This is a genomic window from Pseudomonas ficuserectae, assembly GCF_024584585.1.
Lineage (GTDB): Bacteria > Pseudomonadota > Gammaproteobacteria > Pseudomonadales > Pseudomonadaceae > Aquipseudomonas > Aquipseudomonas amygdali.
In genome coordinates, this window is record NZ_CP085684.1 from 554,100 (window position 1) to 576,910 (window position 22,811).

At 60.5% G+C, this 22,811-nt stretch carries 17 protein-coding genes and 1 pseudogene; 11 read left to right on the forward strand and 7 right to left on the reverse strand.

Features of this window, described 5'->3' with window-relative positions; all coding sequences use genetic code 11:
- The first annotated feature begins 75 nt into the window (after window positions 1–75).
- The 5 genes from parE (at window position 76) to LJU29_RS02460 (ending at window position 6,629) form a co-directional block, all read left to right on the forward strand.
- Entirely contained in the window at window positions 76–1,980 is a 1,905-nt protein-coding gene (gene parE, locus LJU29_RS02440) for a DNA topoisomerase IV subunit B (RefSeq protein WP_002551799.1), read from the forward strand.
- Complete coding sequence (locus tag LJU29_RS02445; protein ID WP_005752744.1) at window positions 1,977–2,954, forward strand: esterase-like activity of phytase family protein; 978 nt, start codon at window positions 1,977–1,979, stop codon at window positions 2,952–2,954. Before parE ends, LJU29_RS02445 begins: the two co-directional genes overlap by 4 nt.
- The gene (locus tag LJU29_RS02450; RefSeq protein ID WP_005743008.1) at window positions 2,951–3,484 is read left to right on the forward strand and encodes a retropepsin-like aspartic protease family protein; all 534 of its coding nucleotides are present in this window, start codon (window positions 2,951–2,953) and stop codon (window positions 3,482–3,484) included. The genes LJU29_RS02445 and LJU29_RS02450 overlap by 4 nt, the downstream gene beginning before the upstream one ends.
- A gap of 10 nt (window positions 3,485–3,494) precedes the next feature.
- Window positions 3,495–5,750 carry a DNA topoisomerase IV subunit A gene (gene parC, locus LJU29_RS02455; RefSeq protein WP_057430742.1) on the forward strand — a complete coding sequence of 752 codons (2,256 nt, stop codon included), beginning with the start codon at window positions 3,495–3,497 and terminating at the stop codon, window positions 5,748–5,750.
- Window positions 5,751–5,933: 183 nt separating this feature from the next.
- Entirely contained in the window at window positions 5,934–6,629 is a 696-nt protein-coding gene (locus LJU29_RS02460) for a PqiC family protein (RefSeq protein WP_183137906.1), read from the forward strand.
- 297 nt (window positions 6,630–6,926) lie between these two features.
- Here the strand turns inward: LJU29_RS02460 and LJU29_RS02465 are convergent, their stop codons facing one another.
- Window positions 6,927–8,468 (reverse strand): HAMP domain-containing protein, encoded by a 1,542-nt coding sequence (locus tag LJU29_RS02465; RefSeq protein WP_044321432.1) that lies wholly within the window; start codon window positions 8,466–8,468, stop codon window positions 6,927–6,929.
- A 130-nt stretch (window positions 8,469–8,598) separates the two neighbouring features.
- On the opposite strand from LJU29_RS02465, the gene serB reads away from it, so the two are divergent.
- Window positions 8,599–9,813 (forward strand): phosphoserine phosphatase SerB, encoded by a 1,215-nt coding sequence (gene serB, locus LJU29_RS02470; protein ID WP_004654576.1) that lies wholly within the window; start codon window positions 8,599–8,601, stop codon window positions 9,811–9,813.
- A gap of 66 nt (window positions 9,814–9,879) precedes the next feature.
- Here the strand turns inward: serB and LJU29_RS02475 are convergent, their stop codons facing one another.
- The 4 genes and pseudogenes from LJU29_RS02475 to LJU29_RS02490 all read right to left on the reverse strand — a co-directional run bounded on the left by LJU29_RS02475 (window position 9,880) and on the right by LJU29_RS02490 (window position 15,337).
- Complete coding sequence (locus tag LJU29_RS02475) at window positions 9,880–11,664, reverse strand: cyclic-di-GMP receptor FimW-related protein (protein WP_005743003.1); 1,785 nt, start codon at window positions 11,662–11,664, stop codon at window positions 9,880–9,882.
- 259 nt (window positions 11,665–11,923) lie between these two features.
- Complete coding sequence (gene asd, locus LJU29_RS02480) at window positions 11,924–12,787, reverse strand: archaetidylserine decarboxylase (RefSeq protein WP_004654580.1); 864 nt, start codon at window positions 12,785–12,787, stop codon at window positions 11,924–11,926.
- Between the two features lie 156 nt (window positions 12,788–12,943).
- A pseudogene (locus LJU29_RS02485) lies at window positions 12,944–13,756 on the reverse strand (rhodanese-like domain-containing protein); the annotation flags it as partial.
- A gap of 45 nt (window positions 13,757–13,801) precedes the next feature.
- Window positions 13,802–15,337 (reverse strand): HDOD domain-containing protein, encoded by a 1,536-nt coding sequence (locus tag LJU29_RS02490; RefSeq protein ID WP_257111601.1) that lies wholly within the window; start codon window positions 15,335–15,337, stop codon window positions 13,802–13,804.
- A 207-nt stretch (window positions 15,338–15,544) separates the two neighbouring features.
- Between LJU29_RS02490 and motA the strand changes: the two genes are divergently transcribed.
- Window positions 15,545–16,396 carry a flagellar motor stator protein MotA gene (motA, locus tag LJU29_RS02495; protein WP_002551809.1) on the forward strand — a complete coding sequence of 284 codons (852 nt, stop codon included), beginning with the start codon at window positions 15,545–15,547 and terminating at the stop codon, window positions 16,394–16,396.
- A 3-nt stretch (window positions 16,397–16,399) separates the two neighbouring features.
- Window positions 16,400–17,425: a flagellar motor protein MotB gene (gene motB, locus LJU29_RS02500; RefSeq protein ID WP_005752757.1), complete on the forward strand. Its 1,026-nt coding sequence runs from the start codon at window positions 16,400–16,402 to the stop codon at window positions 17,423–17,425.
- Window positions 17,426–17,486: 61 nt separating this feature from the next.
- Here motB and rsgA read toward each other — a convergent pair whose 3' ends face one another.
- Window positions 17,487–18,518 carry a small ribosomal subunit biogenesis GTPase RsgA gene (gene rsgA / locus LJU29_RS02505; RefSeq protein WP_257111602.1) on the reverse strand — a complete coding sequence of 344 codons (1,032 nt, stop codon included), beginning with the start codon at window positions 18,516–18,518 and terminating at the stop codon, window positions 17,487–17,489.
- Window positions 18,519–18,626: 108 nt separating this feature from the next.
- Here rsgA and orn point away from each other — a divergent pair, with 108 nt between their 5' ends.
- Together orn and LJU29_RS02515 are read left to right on the forward strand one after the other, a co-directional pair.
- Entirely contained in the window at window positions 18,627–19,163 is a 537-nt protein-coding gene (orn, locus tag LJU29_RS02510; protein ID WP_002551812.1) for an oligoribonuclease, read from the forward strand.
- 96 nt (window positions 19,164–19,259) lie between these two features.
- The gene (locus tag LJU29_RS02515) at window positions 19,260–19,871 is read left to right on the forward strand and encodes a trimeric intracellular cation channel family protein (protein ID WP_005742997.1); all 612 of its coding nucleotides are present in this window, start codon (window positions 19,260–19,262) and stop codon (window positions 19,869–19,871) included.
- A 271-nt stretch (window positions 19,872–20,142) separates the two neighbouring features.
- Here LJU29_RS02515 and queG read toward each other — a convergent pair whose 3' ends face one another.
- Window positions 20,143–21,237 carry a tRNA epoxyqueuosine(34) reductase QueG gene (queG, locus tag LJU29_RS02520; protein ID WP_054996768.1) on the reverse strand — a complete coding sequence of 365 codons (1,095 nt, stop codon included), beginning with the start codon at window positions 21,235–21,237 and terminating at the stop codon, window positions 20,143–20,145.
- A gap of 63 nt (window positions 21,238–21,300) precedes the next feature.
- On the opposite strand from queG, the gene LJU29_RS02525 reads away from it, so the two are divergent.
- Window positions 21,301–22,791 carry an NAD(P)H-hydrate dehydratase gene (locus LJU29_RS02525; protein ID WP_054996767.1) on the forward strand — a complete coding sequence of 497 codons (1,491 nt, stop codon included), beginning with the start codon at window positions 21,301–21,303 and terminating at the stop codon, window positions 22,789–22,791.
- Window positions 22,792–22,811: the final 20 nt, after the last annotated feature.

A 22,811-nucleotide genomic window follows, 5' to 3' on the forward strand; every position in this document is an offset into this window, starting at 1 on the left:
CGATCGATGCCCGGCCTACTGAATGCAAGAACATTGAACCCCCGAAATTCCATGAAAGATTGATAACGAGAACCCATGGCCAATCCCAGCGCTAGCTCTTATAACGCAGACGCCATCGAAGTCCTCTCGGGCCTCGATCCGGTTCGCAAACGTCCGGGCATGTACACCGACACCTCGCGGCCCAACCACCTGGCTCAGGAAGTCATCGACAACAGTGTCGACGAAGCTCTGGCTGGTCACGCGCGCTCGGTACAGGTCATTCTTCATGCCGACAACTCGCTTGAGGTGTCCGACGACGGCCGCGGCATGCCGGTGGACATTCACCCGGAAGAAGGTGTGTCCGGCGTCGAGCTGATCCTCACCAAGCTGCATGCGGGTGGCAAGTTCTCCAACAAGAACTACCAGTTCTCCGGCGGCCTGCACGGCGTAGGGATTTCCGTGGTCAACGCGCTTTCCACTCAGGTTCGGGTGCGGGTCAAGCGCGATGGCAACGAATATGAAATGACCTTCGCCGACGGCTACAAGGCCACAGAGCTGGCGGTTATCGGCACTGTCGGCAAGCGCAACACCGGGACCAGCGTCTATTTCGCGCCCGATCCGAAGTATTTCGATACCCCGAAGTTCTCCGTCAGTCGTCTCAAGCACGTACTCAAGGCCAAGGCGGTTCTGTGCCCGGGCCTGCTGGTCAGCTTTGAAGACAAGTCCACTAACGAAAAAGTCGAGTGGCATTACGAAGACGGCTTGCGCTCGTATCTACAGGATTCGGTCAGCGACTTCCTGCGACTGCCGGACGAACCGTTCTGCGGCAGCTTCGCCGGTAACAAGGAAGCGGTCGACTGGGCGCTGCTCTGGCTGCCCGAAGGTGGTGACAGCGTTCAGGAAAGCTACGTCAACCTGATCCCTACGGCGCAGGGTGGCACCCATGTGAACGGCTTGCGCCAGGGCTTGCTGGATGCGATGCGCGAGTTCTGCGAGTTCCGCAACCTGTTGCCGCGTGGCGTCAAGCTGGCACCGGAAGACGTCTGGGAGCGAATTGCCTTCGTCCTGTCGATGAAAATGCAGGAGCCGCAGTTCTCCGGGCAGACCAAGGAACGTCTGTCGTCCCGTGAGGCGGCGGCGTTCGTTTCCGGCGTGGTCAAGGACGCGTTCAGTCTGTGGCTCAACACCCACTCGGAGCTGGGCCTGCAACTGGCTGACCTGGCGATCAACAACGCTGGTCGCCGCCTCAAGGCCAGCAAGAAGGTCGAACGCAAGCGCATTACCCAAGGCCCCGCACTGCCGGGCAAACTGGCTGACTGTGCCGGACAGGATCCGGCGCGCTCCGAGCTGTTTCTGGTCGAAGGTGATTCCGCCGGTGGTTCGGCCAAGCAGGCGCGGGACAAGGAATTCCAGGCCATCCTGCCCCTGCGCGGCAAGATTCTGAATACCTGGGAAGTGGACGGCGGCGAAGTGCTCGCCAGCCAGGAAGTGCACAACATTGCGGTTGCCATCGGGGTTGATCCGGGCGCGGCGGATATCAGCCAGTTGCGTTACGGCAAAATCTGTATTCTCGCCGACGCCGACTCGGATGGTTTGCACATCGCCACCTTGCTGTGTGCGTTGTTCGTCCAGCACTTCCGCCCGCTGGTCGACGCCGGGCATGTGTATGTGGCCATGCCGCCGCTGTACCGGATCGACCTTGGCAAGGAAATCTACTACGCGCTGGACGAAAGCGAGCGCGACGGAATTCTTGACCGTCTGGTGGCTGAAAAGAAACGTGGCAAACCACAGGTCACCCGATTCAAGGGCCTGGGTGAAATGAACCCGCCGCAACTGCGCGAAACCACCATGGACCCGAACACACGGCGTCTGGTGCAGCTCACGCTGGATGATTTCGCTGCTACGTCGGAAATGATGGACATGTTGCTGGCGAAGAAACGTGCAGGTGATCGCAAGTCCTGGCTTGAATCGAAGGGCAACCTCGCCGAGGTCCTGACTTGATACGAGCCTGGCTCGCCGCCCTGACCCTGGTTGCCGCGCCGGTTTTCGCCGCGCCGCTTGAGGTCCTGAAACTGCAATCCGAGCACCCGGTAGACGACATGGTCGGTGGCAATCTGTCGGGTCTGGCCATGTGCAATGGCCAGCTGTGGACCGTTTCCGACCGTGACGACAATGTGCTGTACAGCCTTGATGTGTCGCAAAATACCTGGAAGGCAGAAGCACACCGCATTGACGCACCTGCGCCGCACAGCTATCTGCCGCTCAAGCTGCGTTCGCTGGCAGGCCTTTCCGCGTTGGTGCGTGGTGGTGATCTGGATTTCGAAGGCGTGAGTTGTGATGCAGCCGGTAACCGTTATCTGGTCAGCGAGGCCTATGGCACGGTGCTCAAGGTTCCGGTCAGTGGTGCACCGTTCTGGCTGGACTTGCCGCAGGCACTGATAGAACAGGCGCGCGGCCAGGGCATGTTGCAACACTTCAATGCGATTTTCGAAGGGATTGCCGTGAACGCCTCTGGCGACCGCATCTGGCTCGCCGCCGAGCGCGAGAAGCGCGGGCTGCTGGTTGTGCAGCGCGACAAGGAACAATGGAGCTGCGGGCAAAGCTGCGTGCTGCTGTCCGAAGACGGTAAAGACCTGCTGCCCGCAGAACATGGGCACAAGACCGTGTCTACGGACTTTTCCGATCTGTCGCTCTACAACGGCAAGCTGTTCACGCTCGAACGTGCGGCCTATCGCATCTGTCGGCGTGGGCTTGAGACCGGGCAGATCGAACGTTGCTGGTCGTTCGCCAAGGAAGCGATGGTGCCTTCGCGTCGTTATGATCAGCCCTACGGCCTGACCGAGGCGCTGGTCGTGGACGAGAAGGGCGCGTGGATCGGCATCGACAATAACTTCGGTGCGCGCGCCGATGGTGAAAAACGCCCGATTGTCTGGCGGTTCGCTGCGCCTGAAGCGGGCTGGAGCGCCGGTCAGTGAGCCAGCCCGCGAATCAACCGCAACCCGGCAAGCGCGCTGGCAAGATATTAATGATCGTGGCCTGGGCTGCTGGCCTGTTTCTGGCGACGCGCTTTTTCGGCAGTTGGGAAGACAAGCAGCAGAACCCTAATACGGTGGTTGCTTCGCAACACGGTGACGGATACATCGAAGTGCAACTGGCGGGTAATCGTCAGGGGCACTTTGTCAGTACCGGCCAGATCAACGGCCGGACGGTAGAGTTCATGATCGACACCGGGGCGACAGACGTGGCGGTACCCGGTGATATGGCTGACAGCCTGGGCCTGAAACGTGGCTATCCGGTCACGGTCAGCACGGCCAATGGCAACAGTCAGGGTTTTCGGACCACGCTCGACCGCTTGCAACTGGGCGATATTGTCCTGACCAATGTGCGTGCTCTGGTAGCACCCGGTCTGGACGGTGAGCAGGTGCTGCTGGGCATGAGCGCCATGAAACAACTTGAATTCACACAGCGTGGCGGCAACTTGCTGCTGCGCCAGTCAACGAAATAATGAGGCCCGCATGAGCGACTCCCTTGACCTCAGCCTGGATGGTGTAGAACGCCGATCACTGGCTGACTTCACCGAACAGGCCTACCTCAACTACTCCATGTACGTGATCATGGACCGTGCCTTGCCGCATATCGGGGACGGCCTGAAGCCTGTTCAGCGGCGCATCATCTACGCGATGAGCGAACTGGGCCTTGGGGCTGACGCCAAGCACAAGAAATCGGCGCGTACCGTCGGCGACGTACTCGGCAAATTCCACCCGCACGGCGATTCGGCCTGCTACGAAGCGATGGTGCTGATGGCCCAGCCGTTCAGCTACCGCTACACGCTGGTGGACGGGCAGGGTAACTGGGGTGCGCCGGATGATCCCAAGTCCTTCGCGGCCATGCGTTACACCGAAGCGCGCCTATCGCGCTATTCCGAAGTCCTGCTCAGCGAACTGGGCCAGGGCACGGCTGACTGGGTGCCGAACTTTGACGGCACACTGGACGAACCGGCCGTGCTGCCGGCGCGTTTGCCGAACATCCTGCTCAATGGCACCACCGGCATTGCCGTCGGTATGGCCACCGACGTGCCGCCGCATAACCTGCGCGAAGTCGCCAGCGCCTGCGTTCATCTGCTGGACGACCCCAAGGCCACGGTCCCGGAACTGTGCGAGCACATTCTGGGGCCGGACTATCCGACCGAAGCGGAAATCATCACGCCGCGTGCCGACCTGCTGAAAATTTACGAGACCGGGCGCGGTTCGGTGCGCATGCGGGCCGTGTACCGCATTGAAGATGGCGACATTGTCGTGACTTCACTGCCGCATCAGGTTTCCGGCGCCAAGGTGCTGGAGCAGATCGCCGCGCAGATGCAGGCCAAGAAGCTGCCGATGGTTGCTGACCTGCGTGACGAGTCTGACCACGAAAACCCTTGTCGTATCGTGATCATTCCGCGCTCCAACCGGGTTGAGCTGGACGAGCTGATGCAGCATTTGTTCGCGACCACCGAGCTGGAGTCCAGCTATCGGGTGAACATCAACATCATCGGTCTGGATGGCAAGCCGCAGCTCAAGAACCTCAAGACACTGCTCGGCGAATGGCTGACCTTCCGCATCGGTACTGTGCGTCGTCGTCTGCAGTTTCGTCTGGACAAGGTCGAGCATCGTCTGCACCTGTTGGACGGTTTGCTCACGGCCTACCTGAACCTGGATGAAGTGATCCACATCATCCGCACCGCCGAACATCCCAAGGCGGAACTGATTGCACGCTTTGGCCTGTCGGAAATCCAGGCGGACTACATCCTCGATACCCGTCTGCGTCAGTTGGCGCGTCTGGAAGAGATGAAGCTGCGCAGCGAGCAGGATGCGTTACGCAAAGAGCAGGCCAAGCTTCTGGCCCTGCTGGGCAGTGAGTCCAAGCTGCGCAAGCTGGTCCGTGCCGAACTGATTGCCGACGCTGAAACCTATGGTGACGACCGTCGTTCGCCGATTGTTGCCCGTGCCGAAGCCAAGGCGCTGTCTGAAAACGAATTGATGCCCACCGAGCCGGTAACTGTCGTGCTTTCGGAAAAAGGCTGGGTGCGTTGCGCGAAAGGCCACGATATTGATGCCACCGGGCTTTCCTACAAAGCAGGGGATGGTTTCAAGACGTCGTCCATCGGCCGCTCGAATCAGTTCGCCGTATTCATCGACTCGACCGGGCGCAGCTATTCGGTGGCAGCACACACCCTGCCATCTGCACGAGGCCAGGGCGAGCCGTTGACCGGTAAACTGCAACCGCCACCGGGTGCGACGTTCGAGTGCGTATTGATGCCCGAAGATGACGCGCTGTATGTGATCGCTTCGGATGCCGGTTATGGGTTTGTCGTCAAAGGCGAAGACCTGCAGGCCAAGAACAAGGCGGGCAAGGCGTTGCTGAGCTTGCCAAACGGGGCAAAAGTCATCTTGCCCCGGCCGGTGCCCGACCGTGAACAGAACTGGCTGGCAGCGGTGACCACCGAAGGCCGCCTGCTGGTGTTCAAGATCAGCGATTTGCCGCAGTTGGGCAAAGGCAAAGGCAACAAGATCATCGGTATTCCGGGTGAGCGGGTAGCCAGTCGAGAAGAATATGTGACCGATCTGGCGGTGATTGCGCAGGGCGCGACGCTCGTACTCCAGGCAGGCAAGCGAACGCTGTCGCTTAAACCTGAAGACCTTGAACATTACAAGGGGGAGCGGGGCCGACGTGGCAATAAATTGCCAAGAGGCTTCCAGCGCGTAGACGCGTTATTGGTGGAAAATAGCTAAAAACATTGATCTGGCACCAGCGTTCTTCGTTTTGCCATGAAGTACGATGCATAATCGCTGGAGTCATGATGCATATTCACGGATGATATGGGGTCTTGGGGTGCATGCGTGGCTCAGTGCCTGCATGGGTCTTGAAAGTACTTATACTGTGGCCTGCCTCGGGGCGGCCACCTGGATGGGATGATGAATTTTCTACGCCTTCCCCTGATCTTGCTGATGACTGGCGTTTTGGGTCTGGCTGGTTGCAGTGTGCGCCAGCCGACCGCGCTTTATCAGCTCGATAGCGGCGAGCCTGGTCAGCCGAAACAGAGTAGTGGTCTGGCAGTATTGCTGGGTCCTGTTTCGGTGGCCGACTATCTGCAACGCGAAACACTGCTGCAACGCCAGCCTGACGGCACCTTGACCGCTTCGTCCGATGGGCGCTGGGCGGGCAACCTGTCTTCGGATATCGACCAGTTGCTCTTGCGTCAGCTGGCCTGGAAGCTGGACAGCCAGCGCGTCGTCATGGCACCTGCGGTTGCCAACTTCACACCGGACGTTCAGGTCGTACTGTCGATCACCCGTCTCGACTCCGGTGCCAAACAGCCTGCCGTTCTGGATGCGCAATGGCGTCTTCTGGACCGTAAAGGTCATGTTCGTGACAGCCGACTGGTGCACCTTGAACAGGTCCATGCCGGCAGCTCCGCAGACCAGGTCAAGGCCCAGGGCATGCTGTTGCAACGCCTGGCCGATCAGGTCAGTACTGCGATCAAGCCGATTTCCTGGCAGCCGATCGAAGAACCGAAAAAGCCCCCGGTTGCGAAGGCCAAAGAGCCTGACAAACCAAGAATTCCAATGGCCTCGCCCATACGTACCGATCTTGAAGTGTTCCGCTTCTAGGGTTGGCCCAACAAAAAGCCCGCAGCGATGCGGGCTTTTTGTTGGACGCGAATCTTCGCTTCTCACACCTCGACGTTCCTGACGCACCACGCAGTCAGGAGGACGCGGAGCGTCCAGAACGGCATGCCCACGCGGAGCATGGGCACGATGGTGATCTTGCGGACACCTATCGTTCCGCACGCTCCAGCGTGGGAATGCCTTGGGTGACGCTCTGCGCCACAGATCTGCGCCGCGCTGCCACAGTCAAGGTCGGGCGCCTCTCGTCCTGTGCTTACGCATGTGAACGAGAGGCGGTGGTCAGGCCTTGTTGGATTCGTGCATGCGCGCCAGCTGGCGTTCGAGCATCGAAGGGTAGGGCTCCATCAGGCGTTCCACACAGCATGCGCCTTCAGGGCTGGCGATAGGACGGATACGGGCGCGCTGGCGTATCAACGGGTCGTCGTTGATACGGCGTTCAACCAGCAGCAGGTTGCGGCTGTGCTGAGACAGCGCCAACGCATCCTGCGCCGTTTCAGTCAGCAGCAGGTCGATCTGGCTCAGACCGCTCAGGCCCTCACCCAGCGTCAGGCCCAGTTGCAGTTGCAAGGTGATGCCGCTGTCGGCCACCTCGATCTGCAAGGCATGGCTCAGGGCACGCAATAGCTCGCCGCAGCAGATTGCGTTGGTGAGGTAGTCATCACCGCTTTCGTGGCTGTGAAACAGCATCAGGGTGCTGCCATCGTTCAGGGTATGCAGCTCGCTTTCATACAGCGAGGCGGCCTGATCGAGGCAGTCGCGATAACGTTGCAGCAATTCGGTCAGTCGTGCGCGCGGCAGGCGGCGCAATTGGTCCTGCGCGCCCAATTGTACGGCCAGCACGGCACTGTTGTGCGGCTCGACGGGCGCTACCGGCGCAGCCACCGGGCGTGCGGCTGGTGCAGTGTTCGAGCTGTCACGCAGGTCCGCAAACGGGTCTTCGTCGTCGTCTTCATCTTCTTCGGCAACAATGCGACGCTGGACTGGCGGTGCCGGCAGGCGCGGCTTCGGTTCGCTGCTGCGTGCCGAGACCGGTGGTGCAGGTCGCTCTTCCGGCTCCAGGTACGGATCGTCACCGTCGTCCTCGTCGCCGTCATACTCGGGTTCGGGCAGCGGCTCCGGCTCTGGAACCGGTGGTGCGAACGAGGTGCGCAGTTGCCGGGCCAGATCGCCTATTTCATCCTGGCGGTCGGTAGCCGGGGTGTATGGGTCGATGTCGCGCAGCCAGATGCGCATCTGCATCAATGGCGTGGAGATATGGCGACCGAGGCGCAGGCTCAGGGCCAGCGCCAGGGCCAGCAGAATGCCCGCCAGAATGCCCATGCTCTGCAGGCTGATGGTCATCGGCTGCTGGAACTGTGACATGTCGAGGCTGATGCGCAGATGGCCCGCCATCACGTCCTGAAACGTGATCTTGATTTCATACAGGCCCTGAGCCTCGCCCAGAAGCCCGTTTTTCGGGCGCTGGCCGGCCTCCGCGAGGATGCGGTTATCCACACTGTAGATAGCGGCATGCGCCACCAGCGGGTTCTTGACCAGATTGCCCAGCAGCACGTTGAGACTGAGGATGTCGTTGGACACCAACAGCTCGGTGGCCGAGGTGGCGGTCTGGGTCGTCAGGGCCTGCCCCAGCGCATCCGCCTGTTCATGCATGGCCTGCTTGAATTGCAGACCCATGACACCGGCGTAGATCACCAGCGCCAAAGCGACCAGGATCACGTTATGGCTGGCAATGCGCAAAGCGATCGGTACACGGCGATGACGCAGGGCACGAAAGATGAGCAGGAAGAAATTATCGGTTTTAACGGGCGTGGGCCGGTTCACAGAGCACGGCTCTTTCGGTGAAGTTGTCGCGCAGTATAACGAGCGACCCAGTAGCGGCAAAGCGCTGCCTGTGCCCGGTGGTCACTGAATGTGGTTAGAATGCGGTTTTTTTCCACTATGGGGGTGCGCCTTGCGCGAAATCGTCCTGATTAACATCACAGGTGTCGACCGTCCAGGTCTCACTGCTGCCATCACCGGCGTCCTCGCCCAGGGTGGCGTGAACATTCTCGATATTGGTCAGGCGGTTATCCACGACACCCTGTCGTTCGGCATCCTGGTTGAAATTCCGGATACCGTGCAGGGTTCTTCCGTGCTCAAGGACATCCTGTTCACCGCCTACAAACTCGATCAGCAGGTCCGTTTCACGGCGGTGTCCGAAGCGGATTATCAGCACTGGGTTGAAGGTCAGGGCAAGGCCCGTCATATCGTCACACTGCTGACCCGCAAGGTTACGGCCGAGCAATTGCAGTGCGTCAGCGCCATTACGGCTAAATACGGGCTGAATATCGATCAGATCGATCGTCTGTCCGGGCGTATGCCGCTCGACACGCCGGCCGACAAGGGCAAGGGTTGCATCGAGTTCACCGTGCGCGGCGAGCCAGCCGACCCGAAAGCCATGCAGGCCGAGTTCCTCGCAGTTGCCCAGGATCTCAACGTAGATATCGCGTTCCAGCAGGATTCGCTGTTTCGCCGCAACCGGCGTCTGGCTGTGTTCGACATGGATTCGACCCTCATTGAGGCCGAAGTGATCGACGAGTTGGCCAAGGCTGCCGGTGTGGGCGAGCAGGTTTCCGAAATTACCGAGCGTGCGATGCGCGGCGAACTGGATTTCAGTGAAAGCTTCAAGGAGCGTCTGGCTTTGCTCAAGGGCCTGGATGTCAGTGTGCTGGATGAAATCGGCGCTTCTCTACGCTTGACCGAAGGCGCCGAAACGCTGTTCTCCGAGCTCAAGCGTCTGGGTTACAAGACCGCGATTCTCTCGGGTGGCTTCACCTACTTCGCCAAGCAGCTGCAAGCAAAGCTGGGCATCGATTATGTGTACGCCAACGAGCTGGAAGTGGTCGATGGCAAGGTAACCGGCGTCGCCGTAGAGCCGATCGTCAATGCGCAGCGCAAGGCAGACCTGTTGCGCGAGCTGGCGCACAAGGAAGGCTTGAGCCTGGAGCAGACCATCGCGGTCGGCGACGGTGCCAATGACTTGCCGATGCTGGCGATTGCCGGGCTGGGTGTCGCATTTCGCGCCAAGCCGTTGGTCAAGCAATCGGCCAAACAGGCCATTTCGACGCTGGGACTGGATGGCGTGCTGTATCTGCTGGGTTTCCGCGACCGCGAAGGAAAGCGCTGACGCTCAGGCCGTGGTGGTTTGCCCCTGATGGCGAGGGGCCAATCGCGACGGCTGTCGCAGTGATCGCTACAGCGTGCCCCACAAGGAATCGAATTCCTGATCCGGCCTGGCCTTTTCGGTTTCGGTCGCTTTCGGGGCGTCGTACATCTGATACTCGAACTGGTTGTAACTGGCGCTGCTGACCTGCCGGTTGCTCAGTGACGCGCGGCGTTCTTCACCGGCGACGTTGATCATCACCTTGTTGCCCTCCTGAAAAGGCAGACGCGGTGCGAGCACGGTGGGCGGTTTTTCCATGGCGCGTACTTCCGGCAGCATCAGGGTTCGCAGGTACTGGCTATTCTGCTGTTCGCGAATCAGCTGCATGCCGCACGGCTGGGCAAACGGGGCGATCAGTTCGATCCCCATCTGTGTGCCGCCGCTGCGTACCTGGCGGATCCAGCGCACGATGGCAATGCTCCAGCCCTGGCCGGCGTCATCCTGAATACCCACCAGTTCGCCAGCCTGCAACTGCTGAGGCACGTCCTTCTGCCACGCCAGGCAGTATCCGCCCGGGCTGTGGTTGACAATATTCAGGTCGAAGGTCGGAAACGTATGCTGGTTGTTGGAAAGCGAGTCGCTGTCGCCGTCGTTTTTCGGGTATTCGATCTCTTCGTAGGGCAGCAGAACGGATGAAGTCTTGCCGCGCTGAGTGTCGAAGGCAGACGCCCACGGATCGTCCGCGTCATCATTGGCCATCTTCAGCGAAAAACTCGCAGCACTGCCTGCGCTGTTGAGTTGCAGGAGTTCGCTGAACGACTTCTGACCAGCCACATAAAAATGCAGTGCACTCATGCCGATGCACAGCTTCAGGGTGCCCTGGCCTGCCGTGCGCTGAAAGGTGCGTTCGGCCACATCACCCCAGGCGACCGCCAGATGTTGCAGCAGGTCGGTGTTGATACCGGTTGGAATAAGCAACGGCGAAGGGGTGCGCTGGTCATCCGGCAGGGCCAGGTACTGATTGATCGCTTCAGCCAGCGCGTAGGTGTTGATACCCAGCAGCCGAGGAGATTGTTCGTCGCTGAACAGGGTGCGATACAGCGGTGGTTTGTCGACCGTCGGGTCCAGAGCGAAGAGGCTGCTTTCAGTGACCGGCAATTGCAGCTTTACCAGAGGGCTCCAGGCCTCCAGCGCATCGGCCAGTTTGCCGATGTTCAACTGACGCATCTGGTTGCAGCGTGAGCAACCCATCAGCAGCGCGATCACGTAGGTTTGCTCCACGCTCAGCACTTTGCTGTGATGGGCTAGGGGCTCTTCGACCGGCGTGTTGTGCAACTGGTACTGGCGGGCAATCTGGTAGATCTGATGCAGCTCGAGCCACAGGCCATCCTGAACGGGACAGTAAAGCTGGTTGGCGCGTATCAGTGGCCCGTTGAGACCATGCAGTGCGCGTTGCAGCGCAGTGCTGAACAGCCCGGCCTGGTCTCGGGTGTAGCGCGGGGCGACCTGCTGAATGATCTGCTTGTAACCGGTTGCGAGATGGTTTTGCAGCGCCTGGCAGAGGTTGGCCACCTTGCGTGGTCGCTCGTCCAGCACAATGGCCTGATTGAGAAAGTGACGTTCAAGGTGCTTGCAGACGAAGTACACCTCGGGCCGCAGCAATTCAAGCAATTGCAGGCGGTTCTCGCTCGGGGTGATCAACTGGTTGAGCTCGGTCAGCCCTTGATAGAGCTGGCGCGCCATTTCTCCGAGGTTCGCCTTGGGCAATCTGGAAATCCAGCGTTTGAGGTCGCGGGGGTTGGCTTCACTGAATGTCAGGCTCGACTGCGTCGGCGTAGGGGCACGCAATAGCAGAGGGAGGCTAAAATTACTCATGTGACAGGCGAACTCCAACAACTCATTGGCCCGGACGGAGGCTTTAAATGGGTGGCTGACGTCATCGCGGAGCGGGGACATGTCGAGCATACGCCCATGAAGGTGCGAAGTATCCTACAGCACCGATCGGGCGACTTTACCAGTATCGGCATCACTACGCAGTAAATATGGCCTGGAGCCATTACTGTCCGGTTTTAAACTGCATGAGCGCCCCTGTTAATGGGGCGCCCATGCCAGGCACTGTGACTTCAAGTCACGATCATGCCTGTGTCGGAACTGCCAATGCCTGGCCCATCTGTACCTTGGAACCCGCGGTCAGTTGCTCGGCCCATTTCACCTGATTTGGCCCGAACAGCACAATGGCCGTGGAGCCCAGTTTGAAGCGGCCCATCTCGGCACCTTTTTCCAGATGGATTGGCGCACGCGCTGCTTCGTCGTAGCTGAACGTCTTCAATTCACGCTTGGGCGGCGTGACCAGCCCGGCCCATACCGTCTCGACCGACGCCACGATCATCGCGCCGACCAGCACCACTGCCATTGGTCCGCGCTCGGTGTCGAACAGGCAGACCACTCGCTCGTTACGGGCGAACAGCTCGGGTACGTTTTCAGCCGTGGTCTGGTTGACCGAGAAGATGCGGCCCGGCACGTAGACCATTTCACGCAGCGTGCCAGCCAGTGGCATGTGGACGCGGTGATAGTCCTTTGGCGACAGGTAGACGGTTGCGAACTCGCCGCCCATGAAGGGCGCTGACAGCTTGGGATCACCGCCGAGCAGTTCCAGTACGCTGAAGCTGTGGCCCTTGGCCTGGAAGATCCGGCCGTGGTCGATAGGGCCCAACTGGCTGATGGCGCCGTCGGCTGGCGAAAGAATCGCGCCCGGCGTGGTATCGAGCGGGCGGGCGTCGGCTTTCAATGCGCGGGTGAAGAACGCATTGAAGTGCTCGTAGGACGTCAGGTCTTCGACCAGAGCCTGCGACATGTCCACTTGATAACGGCGGGCAAACCACGCGGTGAAAGCGTTTTTGAACCAGCGTACGCGGCATTCGGCAACGCAGCCTGCCAGTCGGGACAGCAGGTGGTGCGGCAGCAGGTACTGGCTGATGATGAACAAGCGGTCTTTCATTGAAGGTCCTGAGGATGAGTGTCCTGAATATTTCTGCGAGGCCTGTCGCGGTTCGCTAGAGCGGACAGGTTCGACGGTTTCGGCTGGTGCTGGCTGCGCAGGCGCGACGGGTTGCGCAACCTCGACTGCCTCGGCGGGCGCGGCGGCCACTTCCGGAAGTTCTACCGGTGTCTCCGGGTGATTGCCCCATTCACCCCACGAGCCGGCATAGGCCTTGACCCTTGGGTAGCCCAGCGCTTTTGCCACCAGATAAGTGAAGCCCGAGCGGTGGTGAGTCTGGCAATGGGTGATCACTTCCTTGTCGGGCGTGATGCCCAGGTCGCGAAGAATCTCCGGCATGTCCTGACGAATACGCAGGTTACGTGCCTTGTCCATGCCCGCAGTCCATTCGAAATTGACCGCGCCGGGTATGTGTCCGCCCTTGGCCGCGACTACTTTTTCGCCCGAATACTCGGTAGGGCCGCGAGCGTCCCAGATTGCCAGGTCGGCGGCACCCAGACGGCTTTGCAGGTATTCGCGTGTGGCGGTAGGTTCGTCATGCAGCGTCAGCGTGACCGGGCCGCCTGCAACGGGCGCAACCTCTGTGCTCAACGGCAGCGATTGCGCTTCCCAGGCCAGCACGCCGCCATCCAGATAGTGATAACGGTGGTGGCCGATGACATCCAGCAGCCAGATAAAACGCCCGGCCCAGCCACCGCCTTCGTCATCGTAGACGACATAGACTGCATCAGGGTTGTGGCCCAGCTCGCCGAACAGCTGCTGCAGATCGGCAGTGTCGGGCAGTAGGCCTGGTGCAGGGGGCTTGCCCAGTTGCGTACGTTTCGGATCGACAAAGCGTGCGCCGCGAATGTGCCCGGCTTCGTAGCGAGCGCTGCTGGTCAGATCCACGAGGATCAGTTCCGGGGCGTCTAGACGCTCAAGCAGATCGTTGGGTTCGATGACCAGCGACAAGCCAGTGAATGCGGACATTTGCAGCCTCCGATGAAAGGAAAGAGGCGAATTGTACGCCAGGCCTCACGCTTTGCGATGACTAAAGATGCCAAGTGCCCTTTCAATACATTGCGCGGTTTTTCCGAATGCCTGGACGGAAATTTCCGACAATGCCCCACCACTCTGGTCGGCGACCACCAGCAGCATGACTTTACCGTTGTTGCTCAGCGAGCGAATAAGCCAGTGCTGGCCACTGAACAGGGTTTTCAGTGGCGCGGGCAGCAGGGCGGCAAACTGCGCGTTGTTCGCGGGGGTCATGCGCAACTGCGTCGGCTGGGTCAGCAAGCGTTGCAACACGGTGCTTTCCTTGATGAACAGCTGCAAGGAGGCGGTTTCGGCCGGCAGTCCGGCCATCTGATTGACGCGCAGTACGGTCGAGGTCTTGTCCAGCATCAGCAGCATGACCCGCTCCATACCGCACGTCATGAACGCGTCGCGGGCCGAGGTGGTCAAGTGCATGGCGTTGATGAACGGGCTGGGGTCCTGCAGCAGCTCGGCGCAGTGCTTGCGCCATAGCTGCAGGGCGTCGGCCGATGGCGGTGGCGCTGGTTCGTTGTCGCGCCTTACACGGCGCGCATCCCAAGGCCAGATCAGCGATTCGGCCGGGTGCCAGAGGTCTTTTTCCGCATGAATACGCGCGCTGCTGGCAGCGTTTTGATGCGCCTGCTGCTGCACTTCGCTGATCGACTGTTGCAGGTAAAGGCTGGTCAGCCGTTCCCAGCGCAGGCAATGCGGGCTGTTCCAGGCATGTTGCGCCGCCAGCGCCAGGCCGTTACCCAGCAAAACAGTATTGGCTGGCTGGTTCAGCCAGCGCCGCAGGTTGGGGTCGGCGTCCATGAGTTGTTGCTGTTGCAGCGGGCTGTGTTCTTCGCGGGCGATGCGCAGCACCTTGGCCAGATCGCGTCGCTCGTTGATCAGCAACTTATAACCGCGCGTGACCCAGATCGGCAGGCGCCAGAATTCGGCGAGTGCCAGGCACAGCTCCAGCAGATTGACGCCGAACAGCTCTTTTTCCACTGCAAGGCTGGAATGGCCCTTGTGGATAACCCGCAACTCCAGCTCTTCGAGCAGCTTCGGATAGGCCAGCGCCATCGGCCAAAGGGGGGAGAGGAACAGCAGGCTGCCCATATGGATGTCTTGCCAGAGTCGTGCAAGGCGACTGGCAAACAACCCGTTGGCCTGTTGTGTGGCGTGCTGGCTGACCAGAATCAATTGGCGATAGACCGCGGGAATTTCCTCGGGCGGCTTGGCCGGCAAGCGGCCCAGAAGGATTTCAGTACGCGCCAGCCCCAGGCGGTTGATCGCAATCTCGAGGCTCTCGGCCTGCTCGGTCAAACCGTGGGTGTGATGGTTGGCCTCGCGCATCACACTCAATACCAGTGCGGGGCTTTCCTGCATCATTTCAGCGATTTCACGCAGTGAGCGGCGACTGTCGTTCAATGCTGCGCGAACGTGCCCATGATTGACGGCAGGGACCGGTAACGCGATGCCGTCAAGCAGCTTGACCCAGGCATCCAGCGTTTTCGGAACGAGATGATGTGCTGCGTGTGCTGTCGACATTCGATGGCCTGTGCGGCTGATTATCTGAGCTGGGAAACCGCCAGCGTACGGGACGCTGAGGCCATTTTCCTCCTTTTATGGAGGCGGATAAATGGGTTTTTCAAAAGAACCGGCTATAGTCTGGCCCAGTTAGGCCGATAAGGAGAAGAAGAGATTCAAGAACTTCCGGACTGTCCCTGAACCCGACTCAGTAAAGTATTTTTTCCTATGGCTAAAATTATCGGCATCATTGTCGTTATCGCGAGTGTCCTCGGCGGATATGTGCTGTCCCATGGCAAGATCATGGCGCTGTTCCAGCCCTACGAGGTCTTGATCATCGGCGGTGCTGCACTGGGCGCGTTCCTCCAGGCCAACCCTGGCTACATGACCATGCACGTGTTCAAGAAGTCGCTGAAGATGTTCGGTTCGCGCTTCACACACGCCTATTACCTCGAGGTGCTGGGGCTGGTGTACGAAATCCTCAACAAGAGCCGCCGTGAAGGCATGATGGCGATTGAAGGGGATATCGAAGACGCCGCCTCCAGCCCGATCTTCGCCAAATACCCTGGTGTGCTGAAAGATGAGCGCATGACCGCGTACATCTGCGACTACCTGCGCATCATGTCGTCCGGCAACATGGCTCCTCACGAGCTGGAAGGCCTGTTCGACATGGAACTGCTGAGCATGAAAGAAGAGCTTGAGCATCCATCCCATGCCATTACCGGTATCGCCGACGGCATGCCTGGCTTCGGTATCGTGGCGGCGGTACTCGGTATCGTGGTGACCATGGCGTCGCTGGGGTCGGGCGACAAGGCTGCAATCGGCATGCACGTAGGTGCTGCGCTGGTGGGTACCTTCTTCGGTATTCTTGCGGCATACGGTTTCTTCGGTCCGTTGGCCACCTGCCTTGCCCATGATGCCAAGGAAGAAATGAACGTCTACGAGAGCATCAAGGCGTCGCTGGTGGCGTCGGCCTCCGGCATGCCGCCTTCGCTGGCCGTCGAATTTGGCCGCAAGGTTCTCTACCCGCTGCATCGCCCCAGCTTCAGCGAGCTGGAACAAGCGGTTCGCGGTCGCTAAGTCATGGAAAATAATCAGCCGATTATCATCAAGCGCGTAAAGCGCTTTGGTGGCGGACATCACGGCGGTGCCTGGAAAATCGCGTTTGCCGACTTCGCGACGGCGATGATGGCGTTCTTCCTGGTGCTGTGGCTGATGTCTTCTGCCACGCCCGAACAGTTGCTCGCGGTGGCCGGTTACTTCAAGGACCCGGTCGGTTTTTCGGACAGCGGTTCGCCGTATGTGATCGACCTGGGCGGCTCGCCCGAGATGTCGCCGAATCAGACGCTGAACCCTGAGGTCAAGACCACACCGTCACCTGACACCGTGCCCCTTGAGGCCGAGACTTCCGAGACCAAAGCTGAAGAGGTCGAGCAGGAGCGTCTGGAGATGCTGTTGCAAGAGCTGCAGAACAAGGTCGAGGAAAACCCGCAACTGCAGAAATTCAAGGACCAGATTCTGTTCGAGATCACCCAGGACGGTTTGCGTATCCAGATCATGGACGCTGACAACCGGCCGATGTTCGACTCGGGCAGCGCACGTCTCAAGCCTTATTTCGAAGACATCCTGCTGGCGATGGCTGACACCATCAAGAGCGTGCCGAACAAGATCAGTATCAGCGGTCATACCGATGCGACACCTTTTGTAGGCAACGGCGGATTCGGTAACTGGGAACTGTCGGCCAACCGCGCCAACGCTGCACGTCGTGCGCTGGTGGCCGGTACCTATCCGGACTCACAGGTGGCCAGGGTGGTGGGTTATGCCTCGTCAGCTCTTTATGATCACGAGAACCCGACCAATCCGGTCAACCGCCGCATCGACATTGTGGTTTTGACCAAAAAGGCTCAGCAGCGTATCGAAGGCGACCAGAACTCCGGTGGTGCGCCTCAGTCCAAACCTGCGCCCGCCGCTCCTGCTACTCCCGCTGCTCCGGGGGCTTCGACAGCGTCGCCGCCAGACCCGCAGGCATATGCCCAGCCTCACGAGATCCGGCAAAAGCTGAACATCTTCGACGATGGCAAGTTACGGGTCGAGCCGGCCCAGAACTGAGCTGCAACCGATACAGAAACGCCGCGATCATCGCGGCGTTTTTGCGTGTTGCGTTCGGTGCTCAGTAACTGTCTTGCGGCAGGCTGGCAATGATCGAACGGTAGCTGTTCATGCGCTGTTGCTGCACGCGGCCATCTTCAAGCCCCTTGAGCAGGGCGCAGCCCGGTTCGCGGTCGTGCTTGCAGTCGCGAAAGCGGCACGTGCCGATCAGGTCGTTGAATTCGATGAAGCCAGCTTCTACGTCTGCACGGCTGACATGCCCCAGGCCGAATTCGCGGATGCCCGGTGAGTCGATCAGATCGCCGCCACGCGGAAAGTGGAACAGGCGGGCGGTTGTGGTGGTGTGTGTGCCCTGGCCGGAGACTTCGGACAACGTGCCGACCCGGGTATCCGTTTCCGGCAGCAGGCTGTTGACCAACGAAGACTTGCCGACGCCGGACTGGCCAACGAACACACTGATGTGGCCATCAAGCTGGCTTTGCAGTGTCTGCATGCCATCGCCATGATGCGCCGACACTTCCAGCACCGGGTAACCCAGTGTGCGGTAGACCGCCAGCAACGCATTGAGCGCGGGCGCGTTCTGTTCGTCGATCAGGTCAGCCTTGTTGAGCAGCAGCAGCGGACGAATCCCGGCATGCTCGGCGGCCACCAGATAGCGGTCAATCAGGTTGGCATGTGGCTCGGGCATGGGCGCGAACACGATCACGATCAGATCGACGTTGGCAGCCACAGGCTTGAGCTGGCCACGTGAGTCCGGGCGGCGCAGTTCGGTGGTGCGGGGCAGTTGCGCAACGATGACGCCAATGCCCTGATTGCCGGCGCGCCATACGACGCGATCACCCGTGACCAGTGCCGGCAGGTTGGCGCGCAGGTGGCAGCGAAATACCTGACCGCTTGCTTCGCCTTCCTGAGCCTCGACTTCGACCTGAACACCGAAGTGAGCAATTACAAGACCGGTCTGTTCGGGGCCGAGGTCGCCGCCTTCCAGTGTTTCAAGCGTAGCGGACTCGCGTTTTGCCGCGCGGGCAGCACGCTCGCCCTGAATTTTTTCGATGCGCCAGTTCTGACGACGATTGAGTTGGCGTTTGGCCATGGGTGTTCCGATGTGATGTAACCGATGAATTAGGCAGTACGATTGATCGGCAGGAGTCTAGCACGGCAGGGTGAGCTAAACTGCGCGCCTACGCTGAGGAGTCGACACATGCAGAACAAGCAGAACCTGATCTGGATCGATCTGGAAATGACCGGTCTGGACCCTGATACCGATGTCATCATCGAAATGGCCACGATCATCACCGATAGCGAGCTGAACACCCTGGCCGAAGGCCCGGTGATCGCTGTGCACCAGAGTGACGAAACGCTGGCGAAAATGGACGAGTGGAACACCCGCCAGCACGGTGGTTCGGGCCTGACCCAGCGAGTACGCGAAAGCACCATCAGCATGGCTGAAGCCGAGGCGCAGACCCTTGAGTTCATCAAGCTGTGGGTGCCGGAGCGCAGTTCGCCGATCTGCGGCAACAGCATCTGCCAGGATCGCCGCTTCCTGTATCGCCACATGCCGACGCTGGAAAACTGGTTCCACTACCGCAATCTGGATGTCTCGACCCTCAAGGAACTGGCGGCGCGCTGGTCCCCCGAGCTGAAATTCAAGAAAGGCAGCACCCACCTGGCGCTCGATGACATCCGCGAGTCGATTGCCGAGCTGCGCTTTTATCGTGAGCACTTCATCAAGCCTTGATCAAGACTCGCGCGTGCAGTGAATAATCTTCGCTGCACTCTTTCAGTGCGTTGGTCGGCTGGTTAGACTGCGCGCCTTTGTCGCAGAGTCCCCGCCATGTTGCTGATGCTTTATCTGATTGCCATCACTGCTGAAGCTATGACTGGCGCGCTGTCTGCGGGCCGTCGAGGAATGGACTGGTTCGGCGTGGTGCTGATCGCTTGCGTCACAGCGCTGGGCGGCGGCTCGGTGCGCGATGTGCTGATCGGCCATTACCCGCTGACCTGGGTCAAGCACCCGGAATACCTCATATTGACCAGTGTGGCAGCGTTGGTGACGATCTTTATCGCGCCATTGATGCGCCACCTGCGCTCGTTGTTTCTGGTGCTGGATGCGCTGGGGCTGGTGGCCTTCACCCTGATCGGCTGCATGACTGCGCTGGAAGCCGGGCATGGTCTGGTGATCGCGTCAGTGTGCGGTGTCATCACCGGGGTCTTCGGTGGCATCCTGCGCGACATCTTCTGCAACGACATTCCGCTGATCTTCCGTCGCGAACTGTATGCCAGCGTTTCATTTCTGGCCGCGTGGTGTTTTTTGCTGTGCCAGTACCTGCAACTGCCGGATGAACAGGCCGTGCTCATCACCTTGTTCGGCGGCCTGCTGCTGCGCCTGCTGGCGATCCGATTCCGCTGGGAAATGCCCAAGTTCGTCTATAAAGACGAGCCCTGAAGAGGGCGCAGAACGCCCGGAGCTGCATGCCTATACGCAGCACTCTGCTTCATTCACATCCTGAGATGCCCGCAGAGTGGGCTTCTGCCCGGAGGGCGTGGGAGCTTCAGGAGGTCACGACGGCTGCGATGGGCTGCGAAGCGGCCCTGAAACCTGCTGACTCTGTTGTGTCTGATGCACCAAGGCGACCGTTTTTGCTGCCGGTTCCCGACAGTTCGCAGACAAGTCCGCTCCCATGCAAGTTAAGCGTCGCCCGGCCCGCTCAGACGCGTTAGCCCTCTGCGTCTGCCACCCCATGCCTCTGCAGCGCCCATTCCACATGCTCCCTGACCAATTCCGAGGGATAGTCGCGCCGTGCGTGCAGGGCTTCGATCACCGGGATGGTGGAGGGCGCGTTGCCCAGTCCGACAGCCAGGTTGCGTAGCCAGCGTTCGTACCCGGCGCGGCGCAGGGGCGAGCCTTCTGTACTACTGAGGAATTTGTCTTCATCCCATAAAAACAGCTCGGCCAGCCCCGCGTTGTCCAGGTTATGGCGCGGCTGAAAGTCGCTCTGGTCGGTTGGTCGTGCAAAGCGGTTCCACGGGCAGACAATCTGGCAGTCGTCGCAACCGAACACCCGGTTGCCGATCAGTGGCCGCAGCTCTTCTGGAATCGCGGTCTTGAGCTCGATGGTCAGGTAGGAAATGCAGCGCCGTGCGTCCAGCACATAAGGCCCGACAAAGGCCGCCGTCGGGCAGATGTCCAGGCAGGCCGTGCAGCGCCCGCAATGTTCCGTCGCATGCGGCGCATCCACCGGCAGCGGGATGTCGACAAACAGCTCGCCGAGAAAGAAAAAGCTGCCCGCCTTGCGGTTGAGCACCAGCGTGTTCTTGCCGATCCAGCCGAGCCCGGCCTGTTCGGCAATCGCCTTTTCCAGCACTGGCGCGCTGTCCACGAACGCCCGAAAACCAAACGGCCCGATGACCTGCTGAATGCGCTCGGCCAGTTGCTGCAAGCGCTTGCGGATCAACTTGTGATAGTCACGGCCCAGGGCGTAGCGTGACACATAGGCTTTTTCCGGTTCTGTCAGGCGCTGGGCCATCTCGGTGTCGCCGGGCAGATAGTCCATGCGCAGCGACACCACGCGCAACGTTCCCGGCACCAGCTCGTCCGGATGGGAACGTTTACTGCCGTGGGCTGCCATATAGTCCATTTCGCCGTGATAGCCTGCATCGAGCCAGCGTTGCAGGTGCTGCTCGTGCTCTGCCAGGTCCAGACCGCTGATCCCCACTTCCTGAAAGCCCAGCTCACGCCCCCATGCCTTGATTGAGACGGCAAGGGTGGCGAGATCATCGGAAGTGGGAAGTACAGCAGTAATAGCGGACATGCGCAGAGAGAAACCGGGGCCAAGGTGCGTATAATTCTGCCAGACATCGGAGCCTATAGACGCATGTTCGACACGAAACCTCATTTACCCGACGCGCTGTACAGCGCCGCGCAGGTCCGCGACCTTGATGCACGGCTGATTGCTGCCGGTACGCCAGGCCTGGAATTGATGCTGCGCGCTGCCCAAGCGCTATGGCGGACGATACTCCGACGCTGGCCGCAGGCCAATGAACTGACCGTGTTGGCCGGGCGTGGCAATAACGCCGGTGACGGGTATCTGGTGGCCGCGCTGGCGCACAAGGCAGGCTGGCAAGTCAGGGTGCTGGCTGTCGGCGACCCGGCTGCATTGGCCGGTGATGCCGCTTCGGCGCACGCGGCAGCTTCCGGCATCGACACTCAGGCATGGGCCGGACAACCGCTCAGCGGCGTGGTGCTGGATGCCTTGCTCGGCACCGGGCTCAACGGTGAAGTGCGCGAGCCCTATGTTTCGGCCATCAAGGCGATCAATGCCAGCGGCCTGCCGGTCGCCGCCGTGGACATCCCGTCGGGCTTGAGTGCAGACACCGGCCAGACGCTGGGCGTGGCGGTGCGTGCCGATGTGACCGTTACCTTCATCGGCCTCAAACTGGGCTTGTTGACAGGCGATGCGGCGGACCTGGTGGGCGAGCTGGTGTTTGATGATTTGCGCGCCGACCCTGCGCTGGTTGCGCAGGTGCCGGTCAGCGCGAAACGTCTGGGCGCATCCAGTCTGCCGACGCTGGCACCGCGTCCGCGAACTGCTCATAAAGGCATGTTCGGCCGAGTGCTGGTCATCGGTGGCGATCACGGTTTTGGCGGTGCTGCCTTGCTCGGCGCCGAAAGCGCCTTGCGCAGCGGGGCGGGCATGCTGACGCTGGCGACCCGCGCCGAACATATTCCGGCCGCCTTGACGCGCATGCCGGAAATCATGAGTGCGGCCATTCGCTCGGCGAACCAGTTGATGGCGTTGATCGAGCCGGCCAGCGTATTGGTGGTCGGTCCGGGGCTGGGGCAGGCCGCCTGGGGGCGTAGTTTGCTGTCGGCTGCCGCCAACGCCGAGCGGCCTCAGGTTTGGGATGCCGATGCTCTGAATATGCTGGCCGCCGGGGCGGTGAGCCTGCCCAAAGGCTGCGTCATCACTCCGCATCCGGGAGAGGGCGCGCGTTTGCTGGGCGTCGGCATCAAAGACATTCAGGCTGACCGGGCCGCTGCTGTGCGGGCGCTGGCGCGCAAGTTCGATACGGTTTGCGTGCTCAAGGGCTCTGGCAGCCTGATCGCCGATGCGAGCGGGCAACTGGCGTTGTGCGACCGTGGTCATCCGGCCATGGCCACCGCCGGACTGGGTGACGTGTTGGCCGGGTTGATCGGTGCGCTGCTGGCGCAGCATCTGACGCCATTCGATGCGGCCTGTCTGGCGGTGTGGCTGCACGCAAGCGCCGGTCAGAAAGTCGGTGAATACGGTCGCGGGCTGGCTGCCAGCGATATTATTCCTGCCATTCGTCAGTTATTGGAGGAGCTGCAACCGTGTCTGATTTAACGCTGCATGTGGTTGGCGAA

Bases quoted from the DNA above. Each gene is read 5' to 3' on its own strand.
- parE (WP_002551799.1), top strand. From the start codon at position 76: ATGGCCAATCCCAGCGCTAGCTCTTATAACGCAGACGCCATCGAAGTC.
- parC (WP_057430742.1), top strand. From the start codon at position 3,495: ATGAGCGACTCCCTTGACCTCAGCCTGGATGGTGTAGAACGCCGATCA.
- LJU29_RS02460 (WP_183137906.1), top strand. From the start codon at position 5,934: ATGAATTTTCTACGCCTTCCCCTGATCTTGCTGATGACTGGCGTTTTG.
- LJU29_RS02475 (WP_005743003.1), bottom strand. From the start codon at position 11,664: ATGAGTAATTTTAGCCTCCCTCTGCTATTGCGTGCCCCTACGCCGACG.
- asd (WP_004654580.1), bottom strand. From the start codon at position 12,787: ATGAAAGACCGCTTGTTCATCATCAGCCAGTACCTGCTGCCGCACCAC.
- LJU29_RS02490 (WP_257111601.1), bottom strand. From the start codon at position 15,337: ATGTCGACAGCACACGCAGCACATCATCTCGTTCCGAAAACGCTGGAT.
- motA (WP_002551809.1), top strand. From the start codon at position 15,545: ATGGCTAAAATTATCGGCATCATTGTCGTTATCGCGAGTGTCCTCGGC.
- motB (WP_005752757.1), top strand. From the start codon at position 16,400: ATGGAAAATAATCAGCCGATTATCATCAAGCGCGTAAAGCGCTTTGGT.
- rsgA (WP_257111602.1), bottom strand. From the start codon at position 18,518: ATGGCCAAACGCCAACTCAATCGTCGTCAGAACTGGCGCATCGAAAAA.
- orn (WP_002551812.1), top strand. From the start codon at position 18,627: ATGCAGAACAAGCAGAACCTGATCTGGATCGATCTGGAAATGACCGGT.
- LJU29_RS02515 (WP_005742997.1), top strand. From the start codon at position 19,260: ATGTTGCTGATGCTTTATCTGATTGCCATCACTGCTGAAGCTATGACT.
- queG (WP_054996768.1), bottom strand. From the start codon at position 21,237: ATGTCCGCTATTACTGCTGTACTTCCCACTTCCGATGATCTCGCCACC.
- LJU29_RS02525 (WP_054996767.1), top strand. From the start codon at position 21,301: ATGTTCGACACGAAACCTCATTTACCCGACGCGCTGTACAGCGCCGCG.